The sequence below is a fragment of the Streptomyces sp. ATCC 21386 genome (assembly GCF_018728545.1).
Classification (GTDB): domain Bacteria; phylum Actinomycetota; class Actinomycetes; order Streptomycetales; family Streptomycetaceae; genus Streptomyces.
The window spans coordinates 2,093,748-2,118,492 of record NZ_JAAVVL010000001.1; the positions used below are offsets into that span (position 1 = coordinate 2,093,748).

At 69.1% G+C, this 24,745-nt stretch carries 13 protein-coding genes and 1 tRNA gene; 12 read left to right on the plus strand and 2 right to left on the minus strand.

All coding sequences use genetic code 11. The features are described 5' to 3' along the window. Positions 1 to 247: 247 nt before the first annotated feature. From GWK25_RS09145 to GWK25_RS09160, 4 genes are read left to right on the plus strand one after another with little or no spacing between them, the layout of a single operon-like run. Entirely contained in the window at positions 248 to 2,467 is a 2,220-nt protein-coding gene (locus GWK25_RS09145) for a polyribonucleotide nucleotidyltransferase (RefSeq protein ID WP_215449289.1), read from the plus strand. Continuing rightward, entirely contained in the window at positions 2,464 to 3,843 is a 1,380-nt protein-coding gene (locus GWK25_RS09150) for a pitrilysin family protein (RefSeq protein WP_215449290.1), read from the plus strand. Before GWK25_RS09145 ends, GWK25_RS09150 begins: the two co-directional genes overlap by 4 nt. Positions 3,844 to 3,887: 44 nt before the next feature. After that, positions 3,888 to 4,640, plus strand: coding sequence for a 4-hydroxy-tetrahydrodipicolinate reductase (gene dapB / locus GWK25_RS09155; protein ID WP_215449291.1), 753 nt, complete (start codon positions 3,888 to 3,890; stop codon positions 4,638 to 4,640). Positions 4,641 to 4,655: 15 nt separating this feature from the next. Further along, positions 4,656 to 5,111: a hypothetical protein gene (locus GWK25_RS09160; RefSeq protein ID WP_215449292.1), complete on the plus strand. Its 456-nt coding sequence runs from the start codon at positions 4,656 to 4,658 to the stop codon at positions 5,109 to 5,111. Positions 5,112 to 5,199: 88 nt separating this feature from the next. Here the strand turns inward: GWK25_RS09160 and GWK25_RS09165 are convergent, their stop codons facing one another. Continuing rightward, positions 5,200 to 5,757, minus strand: a complete 558-nt coding sequence (locus GWK25_RS09165; RefSeq protein WP_215449293.1) for a hypothetical protein — start codon at positions 5,755 to 5,757, stop codon at positions 5,200 to 5,202. A 189-nt stretch (positions 5,758 to 5,946) separates the two neighbouring features. Between GWK25_RS09165 and thyX the strand changes: the two genes are divergently transcribed. The 5 genes from thyX (at position 5,947) to GWK25_RS09190 (ending at position 11,853) form a co-directional block, all read left to right on the plus strand. After that, positions 5,947 to 7,596, plus strand: coding sequence for an FAD-dependent thymidylate synthase (gene thyX / locus GWK25_RS44700; RefSeq protein WP_215449294.1), 1,650 nt, complete (start codon positions 5,947 to 5,949; stop codon positions 7,594 to 7,596). A 211-nt stretch (positions 7,597 to 7,807) separates the two neighbouring features. Beyond that, the gene (gene dapA / locus GWK25_RS09175; protein WP_215449295.1) at positions 7,808 to 8,707 is read left to right on the plus strand and encodes a 4-hydroxy-tetrahydrodipicolinate synthase; all 900 of its coding nucleotides are present in this window, start codon (positions 7,808 to 7,810) and stop codon (positions 8,705 to 8,707) included. A gap of 180 nt (positions 8,708 to 8,887) precedes the next feature. Then, positions 8,888 to 10,573, plus strand: coding sequence for a ribonuclease J (locus tag GWK25_RS09180; RefSeq protein ID WP_215449296.1), 1,686 nt, complete (start codon positions 8,888 to 8,890; stop codon positions 10,571 to 10,573). Between the two features lie 422 nt (positions 10,574 to 10,995). Further along, positions 10,996 to 11,658 (plus strand): DegT/DnrJ/EryC1/StrS family aminotransferase, encoded by a 663-nt coding sequence (locus tag GWK25_RS09185; protein WP_215457284.1) that lies wholly within the window; start codon positions 10,996 to 10,998, stop codon positions 11,656 to 11,658. Between the two features lie 122 nt (positions 11,659 to 11,780). Then, positions 11,781 to 11,853: transfer RNA gene (locus tag GWK25_RS09190), tRNA-Thr, on the plus strand. Between the two features lie 47 nt (positions 11,854 to 11,900). On the opposite strand, the gene GWK25_RS09195 is transcribed toward GWK25_RS09190, so the two are convergent. Further along, positions 11,901 to 14,654, minus strand: a complete 2,754-nt coding sequence (locus GWK25_RS09195; RefSeq protein WP_215449297.1) for a SpoIIE family protein phosphatase — start codon at positions 14,652 to 14,654, stop codon at positions 11,901 to 11,903. 351 nt (positions 14,655 to 15,005) lie between these two features. On the opposite strand from GWK25_RS09195, the gene GWK25_RS09200 reads away from it, so the two are divergent. The 3 genes from GWK25_RS09200 to GWK25_RS09210 all read left to right on the plus strand — a co-directional run bounded on the left by GWK25_RS09200 (position 15,006) and on the right by GWK25_RS09210 (position 24,470). Next, on the plus strand, positions 15,006 to 20,507 hold the full coding sequence (locus tag GWK25_RS09200) for a HAMP domain-containing protein (RefSeq protein WP_215449298.1): 5,502 nt from the start codon (positions 15,006 to 15,008) through the stop codon (positions 20,505 to 20,507). Between the two features lie 297 nt (positions 20,508 to 20,804). Continuing rightward, the gene (locus tag GWK25_RS09205) at positions 20,805 to 21,488 is read left to right on the plus strand and encodes a two-component system response regulator (RefSeq protein WP_033525098.1); all 684 of its coding nucleotides are present in this window, start codon (positions 20,805 to 20,807) and stop codon (positions 21,486 to 21,488) included. Between the two features lie 246 nt (positions 21,489 to 21,734). Further along, positions 21,735 to 24,470 (plus strand): DNA translocase FtsK, encoded by a 2,736-nt coding sequence (locus GWK25_RS09210; protein ID WP_251828783.1) that lies wholly within the window; start codon positions 21,735 to 21,737, stop codon positions 24,468 to 24,470. The last annotated feature ends 275 nt before the right edge of the window (positions 24,471 to 24,745 follow it).

Here is a 24,745-nt window from a genome sequence, read left to right on the forward strand (position 1 = left end):
TGTAGTGTGGTAGCACAACGCAAGAGACACGACACAGTGTGAGGACGCCCGGGCACGGGCGACCGCACGCACACCGAACGAGGAGAAGCGCACCTCGCCGCCGCCGGTCCTCGGTAGTGGCCCCCGGGGAATTGCGAACCCCGAGGGCTTCGATCGAAGACCGGCCCGCACCAGACGGCGCGCTTCTCCGCCACCGTCCCCCTGCCACACGGGCGGGATCCGGGACGAAGACGAGGAGAAATCACTAGTGGAGAACGAGACCCACTACGCCGAGGCCGTCATCGACAACGGTTCCTTCGGCACCCGCACCATCCGCTTCGAGACGGGCCGCCTGGCCAAGCAGGCCGCCGGCTCCGCCGTGGCGTACCTGGACGACGACACCATGGTGCTGTCGGCCACCACCGCCTCCAAGAACCCCAAGGACCAGCTCGACTTCTTCCCCCTCACGGTGGACGTCGAGGAGCGGATGTACGCCGCCGGCAAGATCCCCGGCAGCTTCTTCCGCCGCGAGGGCCGTCCCTCCGAGGACGCCATCCTCACCTGCCGCCTCATCGACCGCCCGCTGCGCCCGTCCTTCAAGAAGGGCCTGCGCAACGAGATCCAGGTCGTCGCCACGATCATGGCGCTCAACCCCGACCACCTGTACGACGTCGTGGCGATCAACGCCGCCTCCGCGTCCACGCAGCTGGCCGGTCTGCCCTTCTCCGGCCCGATCGGCGGCGTCCGCGTCGCGCTGATCAACGGCCAGTGGGTGGCCTTCCCGACGCACTCCGAGCTCGAGGACGCCGTCTTCGACATGGTCGTCGCGGGCCGCACCCTGGAGGACGGCGACGTCGCGATCATGATGGTCGAGGCCGAGGCCACCGAGAAGACCATCCAGCTCGTCAAGGGCGGCGCCGAGGCGCCGACCGAGGAGGTCGTCGCCGCCGGTCTGGACGCCGCGAAGCCCTTCATCAAGGTCCTCTGCAAGGCCCAGGCCGACCTCGCGTCGAAGGCCGCCAAGCCCACCGGCGAGTTCCCGATCTTCCTCGACTACCAGGACGACGTCCTGGAGGCCCTCACGGCCGCCGTCCGGGACGAGCTCGCCCAGGCCCTCACCATCGCCGGCAAGCAGGAGCGCGAGTCCGAGCTGGACCGCGTCAAGGCGCTCGCCGCCGAGAAGCTGCTCCCGCAGTTCGAGGGCCGCGAGAAGGAGATCTCCGCCGCGTACCGCTCGCTGACCAAGACCCTGGTCCGTGAGCGCGTCATCAAGGAGAAGAAGCGCATCGACGGCCGTGGCGTGACGGACATCCGTACGCTCGCCGCCGAGGTCGAGGCCATCCCGCGCGTTCACGGTTCCGCCGTGTTCGAGCGTGGCGAGACCCAGATCCTGGGCGTCACCACCCTCAACATGCTCCGCATGGAGCAGCAGCTGGACACGCTGTCGCCGGTGACACGCAAGCGCTACATGCACAACTACAACTTCCCGCCGTACTCCACCGGCGAGACGGGCCGCGTCGGCTCCCCCAAGCGCCGCGAGATCGGCCACGGCGCTCTCGCCGAGCGCGCCCTCGTCCCGGTCCTGCCGACGCGCGAGGAGTTCCCCTACGCGATCCGCCAGGTCTCCGAGGCGCTGAGCTCCAACGGCTCGACGTCCATGGGCTCGGTCTGCGCCTCCACCATGTCGCTGCTGAACGCCGGTGTGCCCCTGAAGGCCCCCGTCGCCGGTATCGCCATGGGCCTGATCTCCCAGGAGATCGAGGGCGAGACGCACTACGTCACCCTCACCGACATCCTCGGTGCGGAGGACGCCTTCGGCGACATGGACTTCAAGGTCGCCGGCACCAAGGAGTTCGTCACCGCCCTCCAGCTCGACACCAAGCTGGACGGCATCCCGGCCTCCGTCCTGGCCGCCGCCCTCAAGCAGGCCCGTGACGCCCGCCTCCACATCCTCGACGTGATGATGGAAGCGATCGACACCCCGGACGAGATGTCCCCCAACGCCCCGCGGATCATCACCGTCAAGATCCCCGTGGACAAGATCGGTGAGGTCATCGGCCCCAAGGGCAAGATGATCAACCAGATCCAGGAGGACACCGGCGCCGAGATCACGATCGAGGACGACGGCACCATCTACATCGGTGCCGCCGACGGCCCGGCCGCCGAGGCCGCCCGCGCCACGATCAACGGCATCGCCAACCCGACCATGCCGGAGGTCGGCGAGCGCTACCTGGGCACCGTCGTGAAGACGACGACCTTCGGCGCGTTCGTGTCGCTGCTCCCGGGCAAGGACGGTCTGCTGCACATCTCGCAGATCCGCAAGCTCGCCGGCGGCAAGCGCGTGGAGAACGTCGAGGACGTCGTCGGCGTGGGCCAGAAGGTCCAGGTCGAGATCGCCGAGATCGACTCCCGCGGCAAGCTCTCCCTCATCCCCGTGATCGAGGGCGAGGAAGGCTCTGAGGACACGAAGGACGACGGCGACAAGTGACGTCCCGTAGCTCCAAGGCGACGGCCCGCACCTCCACGGAGGCGCGGGCCGTCGCCCGTACCCAAACCCTGATCAAGGGCAGAGACGGCATCGGCACGGTCCGCAAGACCACCCTCCCGGGCGGCCTGCGCATCGTCACCGAGACCCTGCCGTCCGTGCGGTCGGCGACCTTCGGCATCTGGGCGCACGTCGGCTCCCGTGACGAGACGCCCGCGCTCAACGGCGCCACGCACTACCTGGAGCACCTGCTCTTCAAGGGCACCGCCCGCCGCAGCGCGCTCGACATATCGTCCGCGATCGACGCGGTCGGCGGCGAGATGAACGCGTTCACGGCGAAGGAGTACACCTGCTACTACGCGCGTGTGCTCGACTCCGACCTGCCGCTGGCCATCGACACGGTCTGCGACATGCTCACCGGTTCGCTCATCCGTGAGGAGGACGTCGACGTCGAACGCGGCGCCATCCTCGAGGAGATCGCGATGACCGAGGACGACCCGGGCGACTGCGTGCACGACCTCTTCGCGCACACGATGTTCGGCGACACTCCTCTCGGGCGCCCGGTCCTCGGCACGGTCGACACGGTCAACGCCCTCAGCGCCGACCGCATCCGCCGCTTCTACAAGAAGCACTACGACCCCACCCACCTCGTGGTCGCCTGCGCCGGCAACATCGACCACAACAAGGTCGTACGCCAGGTCCGCGCCGCCTTCGAGAGCGCCGGCGCCCTCACCCGCGTCGACGCCGTCCCGATCACCCCGCGCGAGGGCACCCGGGGCCTGCGCACGGCCGGTCGAGTCGAGCTGATCGGGCGGAAGACCGAGCAGGCGCACGTCGTCCTCGGCATGCCCGGCCTCTCCCGTACCGACGATCGCCGCTGGGCCCTCGGCGTCCTCAACACGGCACTCGGCGGCGGTATGTCCTCCCGCCTCTTCCAGGAGGTCCGGGAGAAGCGCGGCCTCGCCTACAGCGTGTACTCGTACACCTCCGGCTTCGCCGACTGCGGACTCTTCGGCGTCTACGCCGGCTGCCGCCCGTCCCAGGTCCACGACGTGCTCAAGATCTGTCGCGACGAACTCGACCAGGTCGCCGAGCACGGGCTGCCCGACGACGAGATCGCGCGCGCCATCGGCCAGCTCCGTGGCTCCACGGTCCTCGGCCTCGAGGACACCGGCGCGATCATGAACCGCATCGGCAAGAGCGAGCTGTGCTGGGGCGAGCAGATGTCCGTCGACGAGATGCTGACCCGGATAGCCATGGTGACCCCGGACGAGATCCGCGCCGTGGCCCGCGAGATCCTGGGTCGACGCCCCTCCCTGTCGGTAATCGGCCCGCTCAAGGACAAACAGGCGTCCCGTCTGCACGAAGCCGTCGCCTGACGCCTGACGTCGTCGCCCGACAACCCCAGTTAAGGAACCAAGCAATGAGCAAGCTGCGCGTGGCGGTCCTCGGTGCCCGGGGCCGTATCGGCTCCGAGGCCGTACGGGCCGTCGAGGCCGCCGAGGACATGGAGCTGGTCGCCGCCCTGAGCCGGGGCGACAAGCTGGAGACGCTGGCGGAGACCGGCGCCCAGGTGGCCGTCGAACTGACCACCCCCGCCTCGGTCATGGACAACCTCGACTACTGCGTCCGCCACGGCATCCACGCGGTCGTCGGTACGACGGGCTGGACCGACGAGCGCCTCGCGCAGCTGAACGGCTGGCTGGCCGCGTCCCCGGAGACCGGCGTGCTGATCGCGCCCAACTTCTCCATCGGGGCCGTCCTGAACATGAAGTTCGCGCAGATCGCCGCCCCCTACTTCGAGTCGGTGGAGGTCGTCGAACTGCACCACCCGAAGAAGGTCGACGCCCCTTCGGGCACCGCCACGCGCACGGCTCAGCTCATCGCCGAGTCACGCCGCGCGGCAGGCACGGACCCGGCGCCGGACGCCACGGAGACGGCTCTGGACGGCGCGCGCGGCGCGGACGTCGACGGCATCCCCGTCCACTCCGTCCGTCTGCGCGGCCTCCTGGCCCACCAGGAGGTCCTCCTCGGCGGCGAGGGCGAGACCCTCACCATCCGCCACGACTCCCTCCACCACAGCAGCTTCATGCCGGGCATCCTGCTCGGCGCCCGCCGCGTGGTCACCACCCCGGGCCTCACCTTCGGCCTCGAACACTTCCTCGATCTGGGCTGACAGGCCGGGAACGTCATGCGCGCGAAGATCACCTACGCCGTCACGGCAGCCGTCCTGGTCGTCTACTTCGCCCTGGTCGGCAGCCGCGGGATCCTGCTCATAGAGACGGGCACACCGGTCACGATCGCCTTCGGCGTAGCCGTGCTCGTCCTGCCGGCGATCGGCCTGTGGTTCCTGTGGAAGAACACCCAGTTCGTCCGCCGGGCCAACCAGCTCGCCGCCGAGCTCGACGCCGAAGGGGGCCTGCCCGTCGACGAGTTGAGGCGGACCCCGAGCGGCCGCATCGACCGCGACTCGGCCGACGCGGTCTTCGCCCAGCGCAAGGCGGAGACCGAGGACGCCCCCGACGACTGGCGCACCTGGTTCCGTCTCGCCGTCGCCTACCACGACGCCCGCGACACACCGAGGGCCCGCAAGGCCATGCAGCGCGCCATCGCCCTGCACGACGGCAGGCCGGCGCCGACCGCCTGACCCGCCGTCCCGAGGAGACAGCGAGGAGGGGCCGGTCCGCACCCGCGGACCGGCCCCTCCTCGCTGTCTGCGGCCCTCGGGCGCTCGACTACGCGGCGCGTCCGTACTCCGCGGCCCACGCCTCGATCGTGTCGGCCGCCCGGTCGAAGGCCTCCGTACGCGCCAGGAAGTCGGCGTTGTGCGTGGTCATCAACGGCGTCACGTACTCCTGCACCCGGTCCCTGCGGACGAGGAGCAGCGCCTGCCCCTGCACGGACCGCGGGAGCCCGAGCCAGCGCACCGGCTGCTGCACGGTACGCACCGAGATGCTCGCCTCCCAGGAGGCCGTACGCGTGCGGAAGAAGCTCACCTGCCGCACCCCGCGCGCGCTCACCCAGATGCCGACCCGCAGCAGCCTCAGGGCGCAGATGATGATGAGCAGCGCACCCCCGAAGCAGATGGCGCCCGCCTCGGGTGTCTCGGCCGCCGCGATGATGACCGCCGCGACCAGCACGTACGAGGCGAGCAGCAGCAGGAGCGCGGCCGCGCCGACCCGCCACGGGCCGGGCCGGTAGGGACGCCGCCAGCGGTCACGGTCCTCGAACGGCAGCGCCTCGTCCACCGCCTGGTCGAAGGCGCGGTCGGCGGTCAGGAAGGGCAGGGGCACGGCTGATCCTCACTCGATCCACGCACAGCTGTCGCCGGGTGAGGCTACCGAGCCGGACCCCTCGCCACCACTTCCGGGGGTCCAACAGGGGCACAGGAGTGTGCAACTCGGGGCATCCTGCCCCTTGTCGGTGTCGGCCCGTAGAGTGGGCGCCGCCCGAGAGCAGCCATGGGAAGGACCCTCCGAGCCGTGACCGACACTCCCGTCGACGATCTCAAGCCCAGCTTCCGCAGCGATGTCACCGTCGAGTTGGTGAAGCACAGCGCCGCCGACTCGGACGTGCTGTGGGCCGCCCGCGTCTCCACGGCCGGCGAGCAGTCCCTGGAGGAGCTACAGAAGGACCCCGAGCGCTCCAAGGGCCTCATCAACTACCTCATGCGGGACCGGCACGGCAGCCCCTTCGAGCACAACTCGATGACCTTCTTCATCAGCGCCCCGATCTTCGTCTTCCGCGAGTTCATGCGCCACAGGGTGGGTTGGTGTATCGCGGGTGACACCGAGATCACGCTGGAGAGCGAGGCCGGCCATCTCCGTCGGCGCACCATCGCCGAGCTGTACAAGCTCTGGCATCTCGGCGTGGAGGACCGTCTTCCGCATTCCGCCGGTGGAGTGACCTGGCACAGCAGGGCCGGCAAGTGGATGGCTCAGGTCCGGCGCGGCGAGGAGAACCACTACCTCGGTCTGTACGAGAACCGTGAGGCAGCCGAGTCGGCTGTGGCGGAATTCCGGGAGCTCCACCCCAGCACCCGCCTCCGTAAGCTCGAATCGGTCCGCCGCAACCACGTGCGCTGCTACGACGAAGAGACACTGCTCGCCCAGCGAGCCAGGATCGTCGACGTCATCGAATCCGGGGTGAAGCCGCTCATCAAGATCACTACGGAGTCCGGCAAGACACTCCGCTCCACGGTCGACCACGCGGTGCTGACGCCCGAGGGCTGGTGCAAGGCCGGGGAGCTGGCCGTCGGGGACGCGGTCATGGCGGCGGGAACCGTACCCCGCCCGTCGGATGCACTGGTCCCGCCGAGCCTGCGTCGGGGCATCGGCGTGTGGACCTCCATGCAGCGAGAGCGACTGATCGAGGAGATCGACGCCTGCCATCTCTGTGGCCAGAATTTCCCCCGTGCGGAACTCGCCCTGGACCACGTGGTTCCGGTGGCGGGCGACCTGACCCAGGCCCTCGACGAGAAGAACCTCGCGCCTGCGTGTGAACCGTGCCATGCGAGCAAGAGCGCTGGGGAACAGGCCGTGGCCAGGCGCGGCGGCAAGATCGCCAAGGCCGTTCCGGACCGGGTTGTCGCCGTCGAGCAGGATGGCGAGGAGATGACGTACGACCTCTCCGTGGAAGGCCCGTGGCACAACTTCCTCGCCAACGGGATCGTCGTCCACAACTCATACAACGAAGAGTCGGGTCGCTATCGGGAACTCCAGCCCCACTTCTACGTTCCCGACGAGGCCCGCAAGCTCGTCCAGGAGGGGCGTCCCGGGAAGTACGTCTTCGTGGAGGGCACCCAGGCGCAGCAGGAGCTGGTCGGGCGGGTCATGGAGGACTCGTACGTCCACGCCTATGAGGCGTACCAGGAGATGCTGGCCGCCGGGGTCGCCCGCGAGGTCGCCCGCTCGGTCCTCCCGGTCGGGCTCTTCTCCTCGATGTACGCCACCTGCAACGCCCGCTCGCTGATGCACTTCCTCGGTCTGCGCACCCAGCACGAGCTCGCCAAGGTCCCGTCCTTCCCGCAGCGGGAGATCGAGATGGTGGGCGAGCGGATGGAGACGGAGTGGGCGCGGCTCATGCCTCTCACGCACGCCGCGTTCAACGCGAACGGCCGTGTGGCGCCGTAGCGGACCGTCGACTTTCGGCCAGGCACAGATGTGCGGGTCAGCCGAGCGAAGTGTCCGTATTGCGGCATTTCGCGAAGTTCATCTAGCCTGATCAAACGGACCCGGCACTGCTTGAACCCCCGAGCAGGCAGTGCCGGGCTCCGCATTTGTCCGGACTTTTCCCGCCCCCCGAGGGCAGACCGCGCCCTGAGCAGCGAGTAGCGTGTTACCCATGGCTCCGACCTCGACTCCGCAGACCCCCTTCGGGCGGGTCCTCACCGCCATGGTCACGCCCTTCACGGCGGACGGCGCACTCGACCTCGACGGCGCGCAGCGGCTCGCCACCCACCTGGTGGACGCAGGCAACGACGGCCTGGTCATCAACGGCACCACCGGCGAGTCCCCCACCACCGGTGACGCGGAGAAATCGGACCTGGTACGAGCCGTCCTCGAAGCCGTCGGCGACCGCGCGCACATCATCGCCGGCGTCGGCACGAACGACACCCACCACAGCATGGAGCTGGCCCGCGCCGCCGAGAAGGTCGGCGCCCACGGTCTCCTCGTCGTCACGCCGTACTACAACAAGCCCCCGCAGGAGGGCCTGTACCGCCACTTCAAGGCGATCGCCGACGCCGCCGACCTCCCGGTCATGCTCTACGACATCCCGGGCCGCAGCGGCGTCCCGATCGACACGGAGACGATCGTCCGGCTCGCCGAGCACCCGCGCATCGTCGCCAACAAGGACGCCAAGGGTGACCTGGGCCGGGCCAGCTGGGCCATCGCCCGCTCCGGCCTCGCCTGGTACTCCGGCGACGACATGCTCAACCTGCCGCTGCTCTCCGTGGGCGCGGTCGGCTTCGTCTCGGTCGTCGGCCACGTCGTCACCCCCGAGCTGCGCGCTCTCGTCGAGGCGTACGTCTCCGGTGACGTCCAGAAGGCCACCGAGATCCACCAGAAGCTGCTCCCGGTCTTCACCGGCATGTTCCGCACCCAGGGCGTGATGACCACCAAGGCGGCGCTCGCCCTCCAGGGCCTGCCCGCCGGACCGCTGCGCGCCCCCATGGTGGAACTTTCGCCCGAGGAGACGGCCCAGCTCAAGATCGATCTTGGTGCCGGCGGGGTACAGCTCTAGCACCGGACTTCGTACGACGCACCACCGATGTCAGGCCTGCCACATCTGACACACCCGAGACTTCACAACTGAATAGGCAGGACGAAAGCGCCTGCGTTCCCATCCACAACTGCTTTTGCACGAACGTCATGCGCGCCACGTGCCACAGAGGTACGTGGCGTGCGTGGTGAGGAGAGTCTTTTGAGTCATCCGCATCCTGAACTCGGCCCGCCGCCGCCGCTTCCCGAAGGTGGCCTCCGGGTCACCCCGCTGGGCGGCCTCGGCGAGATCGGCCGGAACATGACCGTCTTCGAGTACGGCGGCCGACTGCTGATCGTCGACTGCGGGGTGCTCTTCCCCGAGGAGGAGCAGCCCGGAATCGACCTGATCCTGCCGGACTTCTCGTCCGTCAGGGACCGCCTCGACGACATCGAGGGCATCGTCCTCACGCACGGCCACGAGGACCACATCGGCGCGGTCCCGTACCTGCTGCGCGAGAAGCCCGACATCCCGCTGATCGGCTCCAAGCTGACCCTCGCCCTGATCGAGGCGAAGCTCCAGGAGCACCGCATCCGCCCGTACACCCTCGAGGTGGCCGAGGGGAACCGCGAGCGCATCGGCCCCTTCGACTGCGAGTTCGTCGCGGTCAACCACTCCATCCCGGACGCCCTCGCCGTGGCCATCCGCACCCCTGCGGGCATGGTGGTCCACACGGGTGACTTCAAGATGGACCAGCTCCCGCTGGACAACCGCCTCACCGATCTACACGCGTTCGCACGGCTGAGCGAAGAGGGCATCGATCTCCTGCTCTCCGACTCCACGAACGCGGAGGTCCCGGGGTTCGTTCCCCCCGAGCGTGACATCTCCAACGTCCTGCGGCAGGTCTTCGCGGGCGCCCGGAAGCGGATCATCGTGGCCAGCTTCGCCAGCCACATCCACCGCATCCAGCAGATTCTCGACGCCGCCCACGAGTACGGCCGCCGGGTCGCCTTCGTCGGCCGCTCGATGGTCCGGAACATGGGCATCGCGAGGGACCTGGGCTACTTGAGGGTTCCGCCGGGCCTGGTCGTGGACGTCAAGACCCTCGACGACCTCCCGGACCACGAGATCGTCCTCGTCTGCACCGGATCACAGGGCGAGCCGATGGCGGCTCTGTCCCGCATGGCCAACCGGGACCACCAGATCCGCATCGTCCAGGGCGACACGGTGATCCTGGCCTCGTCCCTGATCCCCGGCAACGAGAACGCGGTCTACCGCGTCATCAACGGCCTGACCCGCTGGGGCGCCAACGTCGTCCACAAGGGCAACGCCAAGGTCCATGTCTCCGGACACGCCTCGGCCGGCGAGCTGCTGTACTTCTACAACATCTGCCGGCCTAAGAACCTGATGCCGGTGCACGGCGAATGGCGCCATCTGCGGGCCAACGCGGAGCTGGGCGCCCTGACCGGTGTACCCCACGACCGCATCGTCATCGCCGAGGACGGCGTGGTCGTCGACCTCATCGAGGGCAAGGCCAAGATCTCGGGCAAGGTCCAGGCCGGTTATGTGTACGTCGACGGACTCTCGGTCGGTGACGTCGGGGAGCCGGCGCTCAAGGACCGCAAGATCCTGGGGGACGAGGGCATCATCTCCGTCTTCGTCGTGGTGGACGCCTCCACCGGCAAGATCACCGGCGGTCCGCACATCCAGGCCCGGGGTTCGGGTATCGAGGACTCCGCGTTCGCCGCGGTCGCCCCGAAGATCACCGAGGTTCTGGAGCGCTCGGCACAGGACGGGGTCGTCGAGCCCCATCAGCTGCAGCAACTCATCCGCCGCACCCTCGGCAAGTGGGTGTCCGACACCTACCGCCGCAGGCCGATGATCCTGCCTGTGGTGGTTGAGGTCTGACCCTCCGTCAGCGATCAGCCGGAGCGGGGCTCCTCGATTTGCATCGGGGCGCCCCGCTCCAGTACGTTTACGGCTCCGCCCAGGGGGGAACCCGGTGCAACTGATGCGCCAGGAGCCTGCCGGACCGGGTGGAAATTCCGACTCAGAACCTCTGATAAAGTCGGAACCGCCGGAAAGGGAAACGCGGAAGCGGAAACCTGGAAAGCACCGAGGAAATCGGAACCGGAAACGGTCTCCCGGAAGCTAAGCCTTACAGCGCCGATGGTACTGCAGGGGGGACCCTGTGGGAGAGTAGGACGCCGCCGAACAATCATTGATAGAGCTGGTCCCCGAATTTCGGTTCGGGGACCAGCTCTTTTTTGTTGGGCTTTACTTGGAGTTCACGTTGCGCGACCAGGATCCGCGCCATGGGTACCGTTGGAATGCTCAGGGCCGCGGGTGTCGGCGTAGGTGACGAGGTAGTCGTGCCGGCCTTCGGCAACCCGGAGGTCGCTCAGGCAGTGAGCCTGGCCGGGGGCGTGCCGGTGTTCGCCGACATAGACCCGGTGACGTACTGCCTGGATGCCTCGGCCGTCGAGGCCGCGGTGACGGCGCGGACGGTGGCCGCGGTCGTCGTTCACCGCTTCGGGCGGACCGCCGACATCGCGGCGCTGCGTCAAGTCGGCCAGCGCCATGGGCTGTTGGTGCTGGAGCAGGGCGAGTCGGAGACGCCGTACAGCGAACTCGGGGAGCGTCGGCGTCGGGCCGCGTATCTCAGTGCCAAGCTCAAGGGCGTACGGACCCCCGAAGGCTGTGATGGGCACACCTTCCAGCAGTACGTCGTGCGGGTGCCCGGGAACGGGCGGCCGGACCGGGACGCCTTCGCGCGGGCCGTGCGGGCCAAGGGAGTCGAGTGCAGTGTGCCGGTGAAGACGCCCGTGCACCGGATGCCGGGATTTCGGCGGGACGTCTGTCTGCCGGAGACCGAGCGGGCCGCGGACGAGACGCTGGCACTGCACATCGGTGGCGAGATGTCCCAGCGGCAGCTGCAGCGGCTGGTGTCCGCCTGCAATGCGCTCGGCGGGCTGCTGCAACCGGCCTTCTAGCGTCGGTGCTTGGCATGACCGTGACGCCAGGGTCCGGCCGGTCCGCAGGTGGTTCGAAGCATCGGCCGAATCGGGGTATGATCTATTTCGTCGCCGCGAGGGAAACCTCGAACAGGTGACAGGCCCCTATAGCTCAGTCGGCAGAGCGTCTCCATGGTAAGGAGAAGGTCAACGGTTCGATTCCGTTTGGGGGCTCAGACTTGAAGGCCCCGCCCATTGGGCGGGGCCTTTCTCGTGTTCGCTCAGTCCTGCTGGAGGCCCGGAACGCGCATCGCCAGAATGGCCATGTCGTCGGAGGGAGCGTCCGAGGCGAAGCGTTCGACCGCACGCATGACACGGGCCGCGACCGCGCCGGCCGTGAGCCCCGTGCACGTGGTGAGGACCTCGGTGAGGCCGTCGTCGCCCAACATGCGGGTGCCTTCGCGGCGTTCGGTGACGCCGTCCGTGACACAGAGGAGGACGTCCCCGGGGTCGAGGGTGACGGTCTGCTCGTACAGCTCCAGGTCCTCCATGACGCCGAGCAGGGCCTGCGGTTCGGCGGCCGGCTCGACCGTGCCGTCCTGGCGCAGGCGCAGCGGGAGCGGATGACCGGCGCAGACGACCTTCAGGATCGCGCTGCCGTCCTCCTGGGGCCACAACTCGCCGTACAGGAGCGTGAGGAAGCGGCTGCGGGCGCCCTCGTCGATGATCGCGGAGTTCAGGCGCTCCAGGACCGCCGGGCCCGCGTAGCCTTCGCGGGCGAGCAGGCGCAGGGCGTGGCGGGCGAGGCCGGTGACCGCGGCTGCCTCCGGGCCCGTACCGCAGACGTCGCCGATGGCGAAGCCGTACGCGCCGTCGCGGATGGGGAAGAGATCGTAGAAGTCGCCGCCGACCTCGTTGCCCTCGCCGGCCGCGCGGTAGATGACCTCGACCTCGACGCCGTCGATCTGCGGGAGCTCGGGCGGGAGGAGGCTGCGCTGGAGGGACTGGCTGATGGCCACGCGCTCCGAGTACAGCCGGGCGTTGTCCAGGGCGAGGGCGGCTCGCCGGGAGAGGTCCTCCGCCAGCTCCAGGATCTCCTGGCGGAAGTGCTCGTCGGTGGGCTTGCCGAGGGTCAGCATGCCGATGACGCGGTTGCGGGCGACGAGCGGGAGGACCACGGTCTCGCCGCCCACCGCCGAGGCCGTCGCCAGGGTGGTGCCGATGCCCGAGCTGACCGTGGCGGGCTCGCCGAGGCCCAGGCTGCGCATGGAGGTGCGCAGGGCGGCCTGGTGGGCGGCCTCGGCGGGGGCCGTCCAGACGCGGGCGCCCGGTGTAGGGATGGGCTCCGGCGGGCGGATCTTGGCCAGGAGGGCCTTGAGACCGTCGATCAGGTCCTCGTCCTCGTGCAGGACGTAGGAGAGGTACGGGTCCGAAGCCTGGTCGGCGATGGTGTAGACCGCGCACCACGTGGCGAGCGTCGGGATGGTCATCTGGGCCATCAGAGCCAGGGTCTGGTCGCGGTCCAGGGTGCCCGCGAGGAGGTCGGAGGCCTCCACCAGGAAGCTCAGTGAGCCACGGCGCAGGCGTTCCAGTTCGCCCAGGCGGGCCGACTCGACGGCCAGCGCGATGCGGTCGGCGGCGAACTGCAGGCGCAGGGCCTCCTCGTTGGAGTACCGGCCCTGGGCCTCGGCGGCGACGCCCAGGGAGCCCGTGAGGCGGCCTTCGACCTTGAGGGGGACCGTGACGACCGAGCGCATGCCCGTGCCGTTGAGCAGGGGGACGGCGCCGGGGACGGCCGTGAGGTCGTCGTGGACGGCGGGCATGCGGGCCGAGCCGTACCGGCCGGGGCCGGCTTCCACGGGGACGCGGGCGAAGCGTTGGCGGGCCGAGGGCAGTCCCGTGGAGGCCCGGACCTCCAGTTCCGTCTCGTCGTCGGTGGCCAGGAGCAGGAAGGCGGAGTCACCGTCGAGCATGTCGCGGGCGCGTTCGACCGTGCGCTGGAGGAGGCCGTCGAGGTCGTCCGGCGCGGGGGAGCCGATGAAGACCTCGAAGGGGTCCGTCGCCTGGCCCTCGCCGGAGCCGGAGGTGTCGCCGGACGGCATGCGGATCGGGGTCTGGAGGACGGCGCGCTCGTGGTCGCGCACCAGGAGGCAGACCGTGGAGGGGTCGCCGGCCGAGTCGCGGACCCGGAGGTGGGAGGCGTAGACCGGGGTCACCCGGCCGTTGGCGCCGCGGATGCCGTAACTGCCCTCCCAGCGGGAGAGTTGGAGGGCCTCGGCCACTCCCGTGCTGGTGCCGGGGGTGTGCGGCCAGGCGGCCAGGTCGGTGAGGGGTTTGCCGATGACCTGGTCGGGGGTGTAGCCGAAGAGTTCCTCGGCGTCCTCGTTCCAGGCGCCGATGGCCCCCACGCGGTCGATCTGGACCACGGCGACGCGGACCCGGCCGTCGGCGAGCGGGAGCAGGTCGGCGGGCAGGCACGGGCCGGCCGAGCGGGTGCCCACCGGGCGGTCGGGGAGGTCGAGTTGGAACCAGACCTGTTTGTGCGTGGACGTGTACTCCACGCCCCAGCGGGTGGCCATCGCCGCGCACAGCTGGAGGCCGCGGCCGCCCTCGCGGTCGGGGCTGCCCATGTTGATGTGGCTGCCCTGGAGGGGGATCTCACGTTCGGGGTATCTGTCGGCGACCTCGATGCGGACGCCGTCCTCGGCGCGCAGGCAGAGGACGTCCGCGGAGGTGCCGGCGTGGACGACCGCGTTGGTGACGAGTTCGCTGGTGAGGACCACCGCGTCGTCGACGATGTCGGCGAAGCCCCAGCCCTGGAGGGTGTCGCGGACGAACGAGCGGGCGGTCGCGACGGATCGTGAGACGGCAGCGAAGCTGGCGGCCGCGCGCGCGGTGATCACAGCACTCCTTGTCCGGTTCTCTACGTGCTCTGCGTGCGGGGGTGCGAGGACGGCCTCCTGCCGTGGCAGAGGCTGGTTCTCCGTCGGCCTGGGGTCCTGGGGGGTCTCCCCGGGATGCAGTCCGGTGGTCATGGTGCGGCCGCCCCTCCGATGCCTGCCCGCTCGTGCTCGTGCGCCACCGCCCAGGCCGGGTCGGAACCGGCGTGGCTGGACAGCCGCATGCAAGGTTACTTACCTTCGCCGTCCATGCGGATGCCGGTCGTCTGTGTTTCCGTCCGGAGGTGTGCGGACCGTGTGCGAAGCTGCCGAACTGTTATGGCCTGGTTCAGCCATGGTGAAACACTGGGCAGGCTTCCAGGAGGAGGTCGGGCGACTCCGAGTACGAAGCGGTACGAGTGGCACGAGTGGTGTGAGCAGTACGAAGCGTTCGAATACGGCGAAGTACGCTCGGCATGAACGGTCGACCCTAGCGGGAGGGACACAGTGGAGTCTGGCGCAGCGACGCGGGGCACTAAGACGCGCGCGAAAGGCGGACAGTCCCTGAGTGACCAGCGCAAGTCGCGCAAACCGCGCAACGGAACCACGACCGTGGACACGGCTGCCCTGAACCGGCTGCTCACGGCTCTGGAAGCGATGCGGGACGGCAACTTCCGCAAGCGGCTGACCGTCTCGGGCGACGGTGTCATGGCCGAGATCGCCGCGGTCTTCAACGAGGTGGCGGACCGGAATCTGCATCTGACCGGTGAGCTGTCGCGGGTGCGGCGGGTCGTCGGGCGTGAGGGCAAGCTCACCGAGCGGCTGGAGACGGGTGCCACCGAGGGGTCCTGGGCGGCGGCGATCGACGCGTCGAACGCGCTGGTCGATGACCTCGTACGGCCTGTCTCCGAGGTCAGCCGGGTGCTGTCGGCCGTGGCGGACGGTGATCTGTCGCCGCGCATGGAGCTGCGGACGCAGGCGCCGGACGGGACCGGGCATCCGCTGCGCGGGGAGTTCCTGAAGGTCGGGCGTACGGTCAACAACCTGGTCGACCAGCTGTCCACGTTCACCGACGAGGTCACCCGGGTGGCCAGTGAGGTGGGCACGGAGGGCAAGCTCGGCGGACAGGCCAAGGTGCGCGGCATGTCCGGTTCCTGGAAGGACCTGACGGAGTCCGTCAACACCATGGCGTATCGGCTCACCGCCCAGGTGAGGGACATCGCGCTGGTGACGACCGCGGTCGCGAAGGGTGATCTGTCCCGGAAGGTCACGGTGCACGTGGCCGGCGAGATGCTGGAGCTCAAGGAGACCGTCAACATGATGGTCGACCAGCTCTCCGCGTTCTCCTCCGAGGTGACCCGGGTCGCCCGTGAGGTGGGCACCGACGGGCAGCTCGGCGGTCAGGCCGAGGTGCCGGGTGTGGCGGGCGTGTGGAAGGAGCTCACCGATTCGGTGAACACCATGGCCGGCAATCTCACCGCGCAGGTGCGGGGGATCGCGCAGGTCACCACGGCGGTCGCCAACGGTGATCTGTCGCAGAAGGTGACCGTGCCGGCACGCGGTGAGGTGGCCAAGCTCGCCGAGACGATCAACCAGATGACCGAGACGCTGCGGATCTTCGCCGACGAGGTCACGCGGGTGGCCAACGAGGTGGGTGCCGAGGGCCGGCTGGGCGGTCAGGCGCAGGTGCCGGGCGCGGCGGGAACGTGGAAGGACCTCACCGATTCGGTGAACACGGTGTTCCGGAACCTCACCATCCAGGTGCGGGACATCGCGGCGGTGACGACGGCGGTGGCCGACGGCGATCTCTCGCAGAAGGTCACCGTGGACGTGGCCGGCGAGATGCTGGAGCTGAAGAACACCGTCAACGGCATGGTCGACCAGCTGTCGTCCTTCGGTGACGAGGTCACGCGGGTGGCCAACGAGGTCGGTGCCGAGGGCCGGCTGGGCGGTCAGGCGCAGGTGCCGGGCGCTGCCGGTACGTGGAAGGACCTGACGGACTCCGTCAACACCGCGTTCCGGAATCTCACCGGACAGGTGAGGAACATCGCGGCGGTGACGACGGCCGTGGCCAACGGTGACCTCTCGCAGAAGGTCACCGTCGATGTCGCGGGCGAGATGCTCGAACTGAAGAACACCGTGAACACGATGGTGGACCAGCTGTCGAGCTTCGCCGACCAGGTGACGCGGATGGCCCGGGACGTGGGTACGGAGGGCCGGCTCGGCGGTCAGGCCCGGGTCGACGGTGTGTCCGGCACGTGGAAGGAGCTCACCGACTCCGTCAACTCGATGGCCGGCAACCTCACCTCGCAGGTGCGGAACATCGCGCAGGTGACGACGGCCGTGGCGCGGGGAGACCTGTCGCAGAAGATCGACGTGGACGCGCGCGGCGAGATCCTGGAGCTGAAGAACACCATCAACACGATGGTCGACCAGCTGTCGTCCTTCGCGGATCAGGTGACCCGGGTCGCCCGGGACGTGGGTACGGAGGGCCGCCTCGGTGGTCAGGCGCAGGTGCCCGGCGTGGCCGGTGTGTGGCGGGACCTCACCGAGTCCGTGAACGGCATGGCCGGCAACCTCACCGGCCAGGTGCGCAACATCGCCCAGGTCGCCACGGCGGTGGCCAGGGGCGACCTCTCGCAGAAGATCACCGTGGACGCGCGCGGCGAGATCCTGGAGCTGAAGAACACGCTGAACACGATGGTGGACCAGCTGTCGTCGTTCGCGGAGGAGGTCACCAGGGTCGCCCGTGAGGTGGGTACGGAGGGCCAGCTCGGCGGTCAGGCCGAGGTGCAGGGCGTCTCCGGCACCTGGAAGGACCTCACGCAGTCGGTGAACTTCATGGCGAACAACCTGACCATCCAGGTGCGCCAGATCGCCGAGGTCACGACCGCGGTCGCCAAGGGCGACCTGTCGAAGAAGATCACCGTCGACGCCAAGGGCGAGATCCTCGAACTCGTCACCACCGTCAACACGATGGTCGACCAGCTGTCGTCGTTCGCCGAGCAGGTGACTCGGGTGGCCCGCGAGGTGGGCACCGAGGGCATCCTCGGCGGCCAGGCGCACGTGCCGGGTGTCACCGGCATCTGGAAGGACCTCAGCGGCAATGTGAACCTGATGGCCAAGAACCTGACCATGCAGGTGCGGAACATCTCCCAGGTCGCCGCGGCCGTCGCCAACGGCGACCTGACCCGTACGGTGACGATCGAGGCGGCCGGTGAGGTCGCCCAGCTCGCCGACACCTTCAACAGCATGGTGAAGACGCTGAGTTCGTTCGCCGACCAGGTCACCAAGGTGGCCCGCGAGGTGGGCACGGACGGCATCCTCGGCGGTCAGGCGCACGTACCGGGTGTGGCGGGCACGTGGAAGGACCTCACCGAGTCGGTGAACTCGATGGCGTCCAACCTCACCGGGCAGGTCCGCAACATCGCGATGGTGACGACTGCCATCGCCAAGGGCGATCTGACCAAGAAGATCGACATCGACGCGCGCGGCGAGATCCTGGAGCTGAAGACCACCATCAACACGATGGTCGACCAGCTGTCGTCGTTCGCGGAGGAGGTCACCCGGGTGGCCCGCGAGGTGGGCACCGAGGGGCAGCTGGGCGGTCTCGCGCGGGTGCGGGACGTCGACGGCACCTGGCGGGACCTCACCGAGTCGGTGAACGAGATGGCCGGGAACCTGACCCGGCAGGTCCGTGCCATCGCGCGCGTGGCGACCGCGGTGACCCGGGGCGACCTGAACCTCAAGATCGACGTCGACGCGTCCGGCGAGATCAAGGAGCTGCAGGACTACATCAACAAGATGATCGCCAACCTGCGTGACACCACGATCGCCAACCAGGAGCAGGACTGGCTCAAGGGCAACCTCGCCCGGATCTCCGCCCTGATGCAGGGCCGCCGGGACCTTGACGACGTGGCCTCGCTGATCATGAGCGAACTGACGCCGGTGGTGTCCGCGCAGCACGGCGCGTTCTTCCTGGCGCTGCCGTTCCTCGACGGCAAGGACCTGGCCCCGGACAACGACGACCAGTACGAACTGCGCATGCTCGGGTCGTACGGCTATTCGATGGGCTCCATGCCGACGTCGTTCCGGCCCGGGGAGGCGCTGGTCGGGACGGCTGCCGCGGAGAAGCGCACGATCCTGGTGGAGAACGCGCCGAGCGGTTACCTGAAGATCTCCTCCGGGCTCGGCGAGGCGCCCCCGGCGCAGGTCATCGTGTTGCCGGTGCTCTTCGAGGGGACCGTGCTCGGCGTGATCGAGCTGGCGTCGTTCACGCCGTTCACCCAGATCCAGAAGGACTTCCTGAGCCAGATCGCGGAGATGATCGCGACGAGCGTCAACACCATCTCCGTCAACACCAAGACCGAGGTGCTGCTGAAGCAGTCGCAGGAGCTGACCGAGCAACTGCGCGAGCGGTCGGACGAGTTGGAGAACCGGCAGAAGGCGCTCCAGGCGTCCAACGCCGAACTGGAGGAGAAGGCCGAGCTGCTGGCCCGGCAGAACCGTGACATCGAGGTGAAGAACACCGAGATCGAGGAGGCGCGGCAGGTTCTGGAGGAGCGGGCCGAGCAGCTCGCGGTCTCCATGCGCTACAAGAGCGAGTTCCTCGCGAACATGTCGCACGAGCTGCGCACGCCGCTGAACTCGCTGCTGATCCTCGCCAAGCTGCTCGCCGACAACGCCGAGTCGAACCTGACGCCCAAGCAGGTCGAGTTCGCCGAGACGATCCACGGTGCGGGCTCCGACCTGCTGCAGCTCATCAACGACATCCTGGACCTGTCGAAGGTCGAGGCGGGCAAGATGGACGTCTCCCCGACCCGGATCGCCCTCGTCCAGCTCGTCGACTACGTGGAGGCCACCTTCCGGCCGCTCACCGCGGAGAAGGGTCTCGACTTCTCCGTACGGGTCTCGCCGGAGCTGCCCGCCACCCTGCACACGGACGAACAGCGCCTGCTGCAGGTGCTGCGGAACCTGCTGTCCAACGCGGTGAAGTTCACCGACTCGGGGGCCGTGGAGCTGGTCATCCGGCCGGCGGGTGCGGAGGTGCCGGTGGCCATCCGGGAGCAGCTGCTGGAGGCGGGCTCGCTGCGGGACGCGGACGCCGACATGATCGCGTTCTCGGTGACGGACACGGGCATCGGTATCGCGGCCAGCAAGATGCGGGTCATCTTCGAGGCGTTCAAGCAGGCGGACGGCACCACCAGCCGCAAGTACGGCGGTACGGGTCTGGGGTTGTCCATCTCGCGGGAGATCGCCCGGCTGCTGGGCGGTGAGATCCACGCGCAGAGCGAGCCCGGACGCGGTTCCACCTTCACCTTGTATCTGCCGCTGCACCCCAGCGAACTGCCCCCGCAGGGCTACCCGCACAACGCGCCCGCGGCGCTGGAGGCGGGCGAGCTGCTGGCCTCCGAGGAGGAGCTGGCCCAGCGCGCCGAGACGCCTGCCGAGGTGAAGTCGTACCGCGAGACCCAGAACGGGGCCGCCGCGCTCTTCAGGCGGCGCCGCCGGTCCGTGTCGGCCGGCTCCCCGTCCTCCGCGCACCCGCAGGGCAACGGGCAGGCGCAGGAGCACTGGGCGCAGCAGGCCGCTCAGGAGGCTGCGTCGCGGGCGCGCCGGACGGCGGCCCGGTTCGACGGCGAGAAGGTGCTCATCGTCGACGACGACATCCGTAACGTCTTCGCGCTCACCAGCGTCCTGGAGCAGCACGGCCTGTCCGTGCTGTACGCCGAGAACGGCCGCGAGGGCATCGAGGTCCTGGAGCAGCACGACGACGTGACGGTCGTGCTGATGGACATCATGATGCCCGAGATGGACGGGTACGCGACGACCACCGCGATCCGCCGGATGCCGCAGTTCGCCGGGTTGCCGATCATCGCGCTGACGGCGAAGGCGATGAAGGGCGACCGGGAGAAGGCGATCGACTCGGGTGCCTCCGACTATGTGACGAAGCCGGTCGATCCGGATCATCTGCTGGCGGTGATGGAGCAGTGGATGCGAAGTGAGTGACAGGCGGTACGGCCCGTGGTCACAACCCGTCGGCGGGCGCACTGAGTTGCTGACGGAGTGTGCCCGAGGCCGTGTAGAGCCGCGGGATTCGGGGAACCTTCTGGTCTCCGCTTGCGTTTCTGCTACGAGCACAGTGACATCACGGTGACAGGGTGTGGCGACGGGCGGGGTGCGGCTACGATGACCGGCACAAGGACGGGTGGCGCGAGGGAGTCGTCCCCTGGGGTGACGCCAAGTGGTGTCACGTCGAGTCCTGCGGACAGGGGAGGCCCCAAGCCGGGGCGAGGAGGGCGGGCCATGGTGCAGAAGGCCAAGATCCTCCTGGTCGATGACCGGCCGGAGAATCTGTTGGCGCTGGAGGCCATCCTCTCCGCGCTCGATCAGACACTGGTGCGGGCATCGTCCGGGGAGGAAGCGCTCAAGGCGCTGCTGACGGACGACTTCGCGGTCATTCTGCTGGACGTCCAGATGCCGGGCATGGACGGATTCGAGACGGCCGCGCACATCAAGCGGCGCGAACGGACCCGGGACATCCCGATCATTTTCCTCACCGCCATCAACCACGGACCGCACCACACGTTCCGTGGGTACGCGGCGGGTGCGGTCGATTACATCTCGAAGCCGTTCGACCCCTGGGTGCTGCGCGCCAAGGTCTCCGTCTTCGTCGAGCTGTACATGAAGAACTGCCAGCTCAGGGAGCAGGCGGCGCTGCTGCGCCTCCAGTTGGAGGGCGGTGGCAAGGGTGCGGCGGGCGGTTCCAAGGAGCCTTCCGGCGGCATCCTCGCCGAGCTGTCCGCGCGGCTCGCGGCCGTCGAGGAGCAGGCGGAGGCGCTCTCCAAACAGCTCGACGACGACTCCGCGGACGCCGCGGCGGTGGCCACCGCGGCCCATCTCGAACGCAAACTCACCGGCCTGCGCAGGGCGCTGGACGCGTTGGAGCCGGGCACGGGCGGACCCTCGCCGATGCCGTCACAGAACTGAGCACACATCAGGGTGCGGGCCCGGTCACGCAAGTGGCCCGGGCCCGCGCCTCGTTGCGACCGGGGCGGGGACGGCGCCGACGACGGTGACGGCCGATACCGATGCGCCCGCGCGGTCGACGACTGCGCCCGCGCGGTCGACGACCTGTCAGGCCGCGTCAGCTTCCGGGCCACACACGCGCGACACGAACGGGTGAAGCAGTAGGCACACGTGTCGGCCGTGGCCTCCACCGGTAACCTCACACCCATGGCCTCACGTCAGTCCGCAGCGAAGAAGCCGCCCGCGAAGAAGGCGGCCGCTCCGACGAAGGCTCCGGCGAAGAAGGCCCCCGCGAAGAAAGCCGCCGCCAAGAAGGCACCCGCCAAGAAGGCGACGGCGAAGAAGACGGCCCCTCCGAAGCCGGCGCCCAATCCGACCGGAGGCGTGTACCGACTGGTACGCGCCATCTGGCTCGGTGCCGCGCACGCCGTCGGCGCCGTCTTCCGCGGCATAGGGCAGGGCGCGCGGAATCTCGACCCGGCGCACCGCAAGGACGGCGTCGCGCTGCTGCTGCTCGCGCTCGCCCTGATCGTCGCCGCCGGCACCTGGTCGAACCTGCGCGGCCCGGTCGGCGATCTCGTCGAGATGCTGGTCACCGGCGCCTTCGGCCGGCTCGACCTGCTGGTGCCGATACTGCTCGCGGTCATCGCCGTGCGGTTCATCCGGCACCCCGAGAAGCCCGAGGCCAACGGCCGGATCGTCATCGGCCTGTCCGCGCTCGTCATCGGCATCCTCGGCCAGGTCCACATCGCCTGCGGCTCGCCCGCCCGCAGCGTCGGCATGCAGGCCATAAGGGACGCCGGAGGACTCATCGGCTGGAGCACGGCCACCCCGCTGACGTACACCATGGGCGAGGCCCTCGCCGTGGCGATGCTCGTGCTGCTCACGGTCTTCGGCCTGCTCGTCGTCACTGCCACGCCGGTCAACGCGATCCCGCAACGACTGCGGCTGCTCGGCCAGAAGCTGGGCATCCTCGCCGACGACGAGGACGACGACGAGTACGGCGAGGAGGACGCGCGCTACGAGGAGCAGTGGCGCGACAGTCTGCCCGCGCGGCCCCGTCGGCGCGGCTCCGCCCCCGAGCCGTACGACCCCGACGCCGCCGAGCAGGAGGCCCTCACCCGTCGCCGCCCGAGGCGCTCCGCCGTACGGCAGCCCGATCCGGACCGGCCGATGGATGCCGTGGACGTGGCCGCGGCGGCCGCCGCCGCGCTCGACGGGGCGGTGCTGCACGGCATGCCGCCCTCGCCGGTGGTCGCCGACCTCACCCAGGGCGTCACCGTGGGGGACCGGGAGGAGACCACGCCCGTCCCGGCCGCGCGCAGCAAGCCGACCGAGGAGGCCACAGAAGAGCCCCCGGCCGCCAAGCCGCCCAAGGGCGCCCGCCAGGACGCCCTGGTGCCGGACCTGACCAAGAAGGCACCGGACGAGCCCCGCGAGCTGCCGGCGCGAGCCGAACAGCTCCAGCTCTCCGGCGACATCACCTACGCGCTGCCCTCGCTGGACCTGTTGGAGCGGGGCGGACCCGGAAAAACGCGCACGGCGGCCAACGACGCCATAGCTGCCTCCCTGACGAACGTGTTTGCCGAGTTCAAGGTCGACGCCGCCGTCACCGGCTTCACCCGCGGGCCGACGGTCACCCGGTACGAGGTCGAGCTGGGGCCGGCGGTCAAGGTCGAGAAGATCACCGCCCTGACCAAGAACATCGCGTACGCGGTCGCCAGCCCTGATGTCCGGATCATCTCCCCGATCCCGGGGAAGTCCGCCGTCGGCATCGAGATTCCCAACAGTGACCGCGAGATGGTCAACCTGGGAGACGTGCTCCGCCTCGCCGAGGACGACGACCCGATGATGGTCGCGTTCGGCAAGGACGTGGAGGGCGGCTACGTCATGCACAGCCTGGCGAAGATGCCGCACATGCTGGTCGCCGGCGCGACCGGCTCCGGCAAGTCGTCCTGCATCAACTGCCTGATCACCTCGGTCATGATGCGCGCGACGCCCGAGGACGTCCGCATGGTGCTCGTCGACCCCAAGCGCGTCGAGCTGACGGCCTACGAGGGCATCCCGCACCTCATCACGCCGATCATCACCAACCCCAAGCGGGCAGCCGAGGCGCTCCAGTGGGTCGTGCGCGAGATGGACCTGCGCTACGACGACCTGGCCGCGTTCGGCTACCGGCACATCGACGACTTCAACGAGGCCATCAGGAACGGCAAGGTGAAGCTGCCCGAGGGCAGTGAGCGAGAGCTCCAGCCGTATCCGTACCTGCTGGTCATCGTGGACGAGCTGGCGGACCTGATGATGGTGGCGCCAAGGGACGTCGAGGACGCGATCGTCCGTATCACCCAGCTCGCGCGCGCGGCCGGCATCCATCTGGTGCTCGCCACCCAGCGGCCGTCCGTGGACGTCGTCACCGGTCTCATCAAGGCGAACGTGCCCTCCCGGCTCGCCTTCGCCACCTCCTCGCTCGCCGACTCCCGCGTCATCCTCGACCAGCCCGGCGCCGAGAAGCTGATCGGCAAGGGTGACGGGCTGTTCCTGCCGATGGGGGCGAACAAACCGACCCGTATGCAGGGCGCGTTCGTGACCGAGGACGAGGTCGCTGCCATCGTCCAGCACTGCAAGGACCAGATGGCGCCCGTCTTCCGGGACGACGTCACCGTGGGCACCAAGCAGAAGAAGGAGATCGACGAGGAGATCGGTGACGACCTCGACCTGCTGTGCCAGGCGGCCGAACTGGTCGTCTCCACACAGTTCGGCTCGACCTCCATGCTCCAGCGCAAGCTGCGCGTCGGCTTCGCCAAGGCCGGGCGGCTGATGGACCTCATGGAGTCCCGGGGCATCGTCGGGCCCAGCGAGGGCTCCAAGGCGCGTGACGTTCTTGTGAAACCCGATGAGCTGGACGGCGTGCTCGCCGTGATCCGGGGGGAGACTGAGGCGTAAGGGCCGCAGCGGTATCGCGGAGGGGCGCGACAGGGGCGTACGGCAGGAGAAAACCGGTTGTCCGGCGGGCGGAACGCGGATGGGATTACGGCATCCGGGTATTCGAACGTGACTCACCCGTAAGGAAATGGTGAGCAACCGTTTCCCTTCGTCGTACGTCAAGTTGGACGAGGGGACAGCCCCGTGCCCGCACCCTCACCACCAGCAGGATGTCCGGCCATTCTGATGGCGTACAAAGTCCCACCGCCCGGTTGCCCCACCCTTTCGTACCCCCC

Coding starts and splice junctions, on each gene's coding strand:
- dapB (WP_215449291.1), top strand. CDS start 3,888: ATGAGCAAGCTGCGCGTGGCGGTCCTCGGTGCCCGGGGCCGTATCGGC.
- GWK25_RS09160 (WP_215449292.1), top strand. CDS start 4,656: ATGCGCGCGAAGATCACCTACGCCGTCACGGCAGCCGTCCTGGTCGTC.
- dapA (WP_215449295.1), top strand. CDS start 7,808: ATGGCTCCGACCTCGACTCCGCAGACCCCCTTCGGGCGGGTCCTCACC.
- GWK25_RS09185 (WP_215457284.1), top strand. CDS start 10,996: ATGCTCAGGGCCGCGGGTGTCGGCGTAGGTGACGAGGTAGTCGTGCCG.
- GWK25_RS09195 (WP_215449297.1), bottom strand. CDS start 14,654: ATGACCACCGGACTGCATCCCGGGGAGACCCCCCAGGACCCCAGGCCG.
- GWK25_RS09205 (WP_033525098.1), top strand. CDS start 20,805: ATGGTGCAGAAGGCCAAGATCCTCCTGGTCGATGACCGGCCGGAGAAT.
- GWK25_RS09210 (WP_251828783.1), top strand. CDS start 21,735: ATGGCCTCACGTCAGTCCGCAGCGAAGAAGCCGCCCGCGAAGAAGGCG.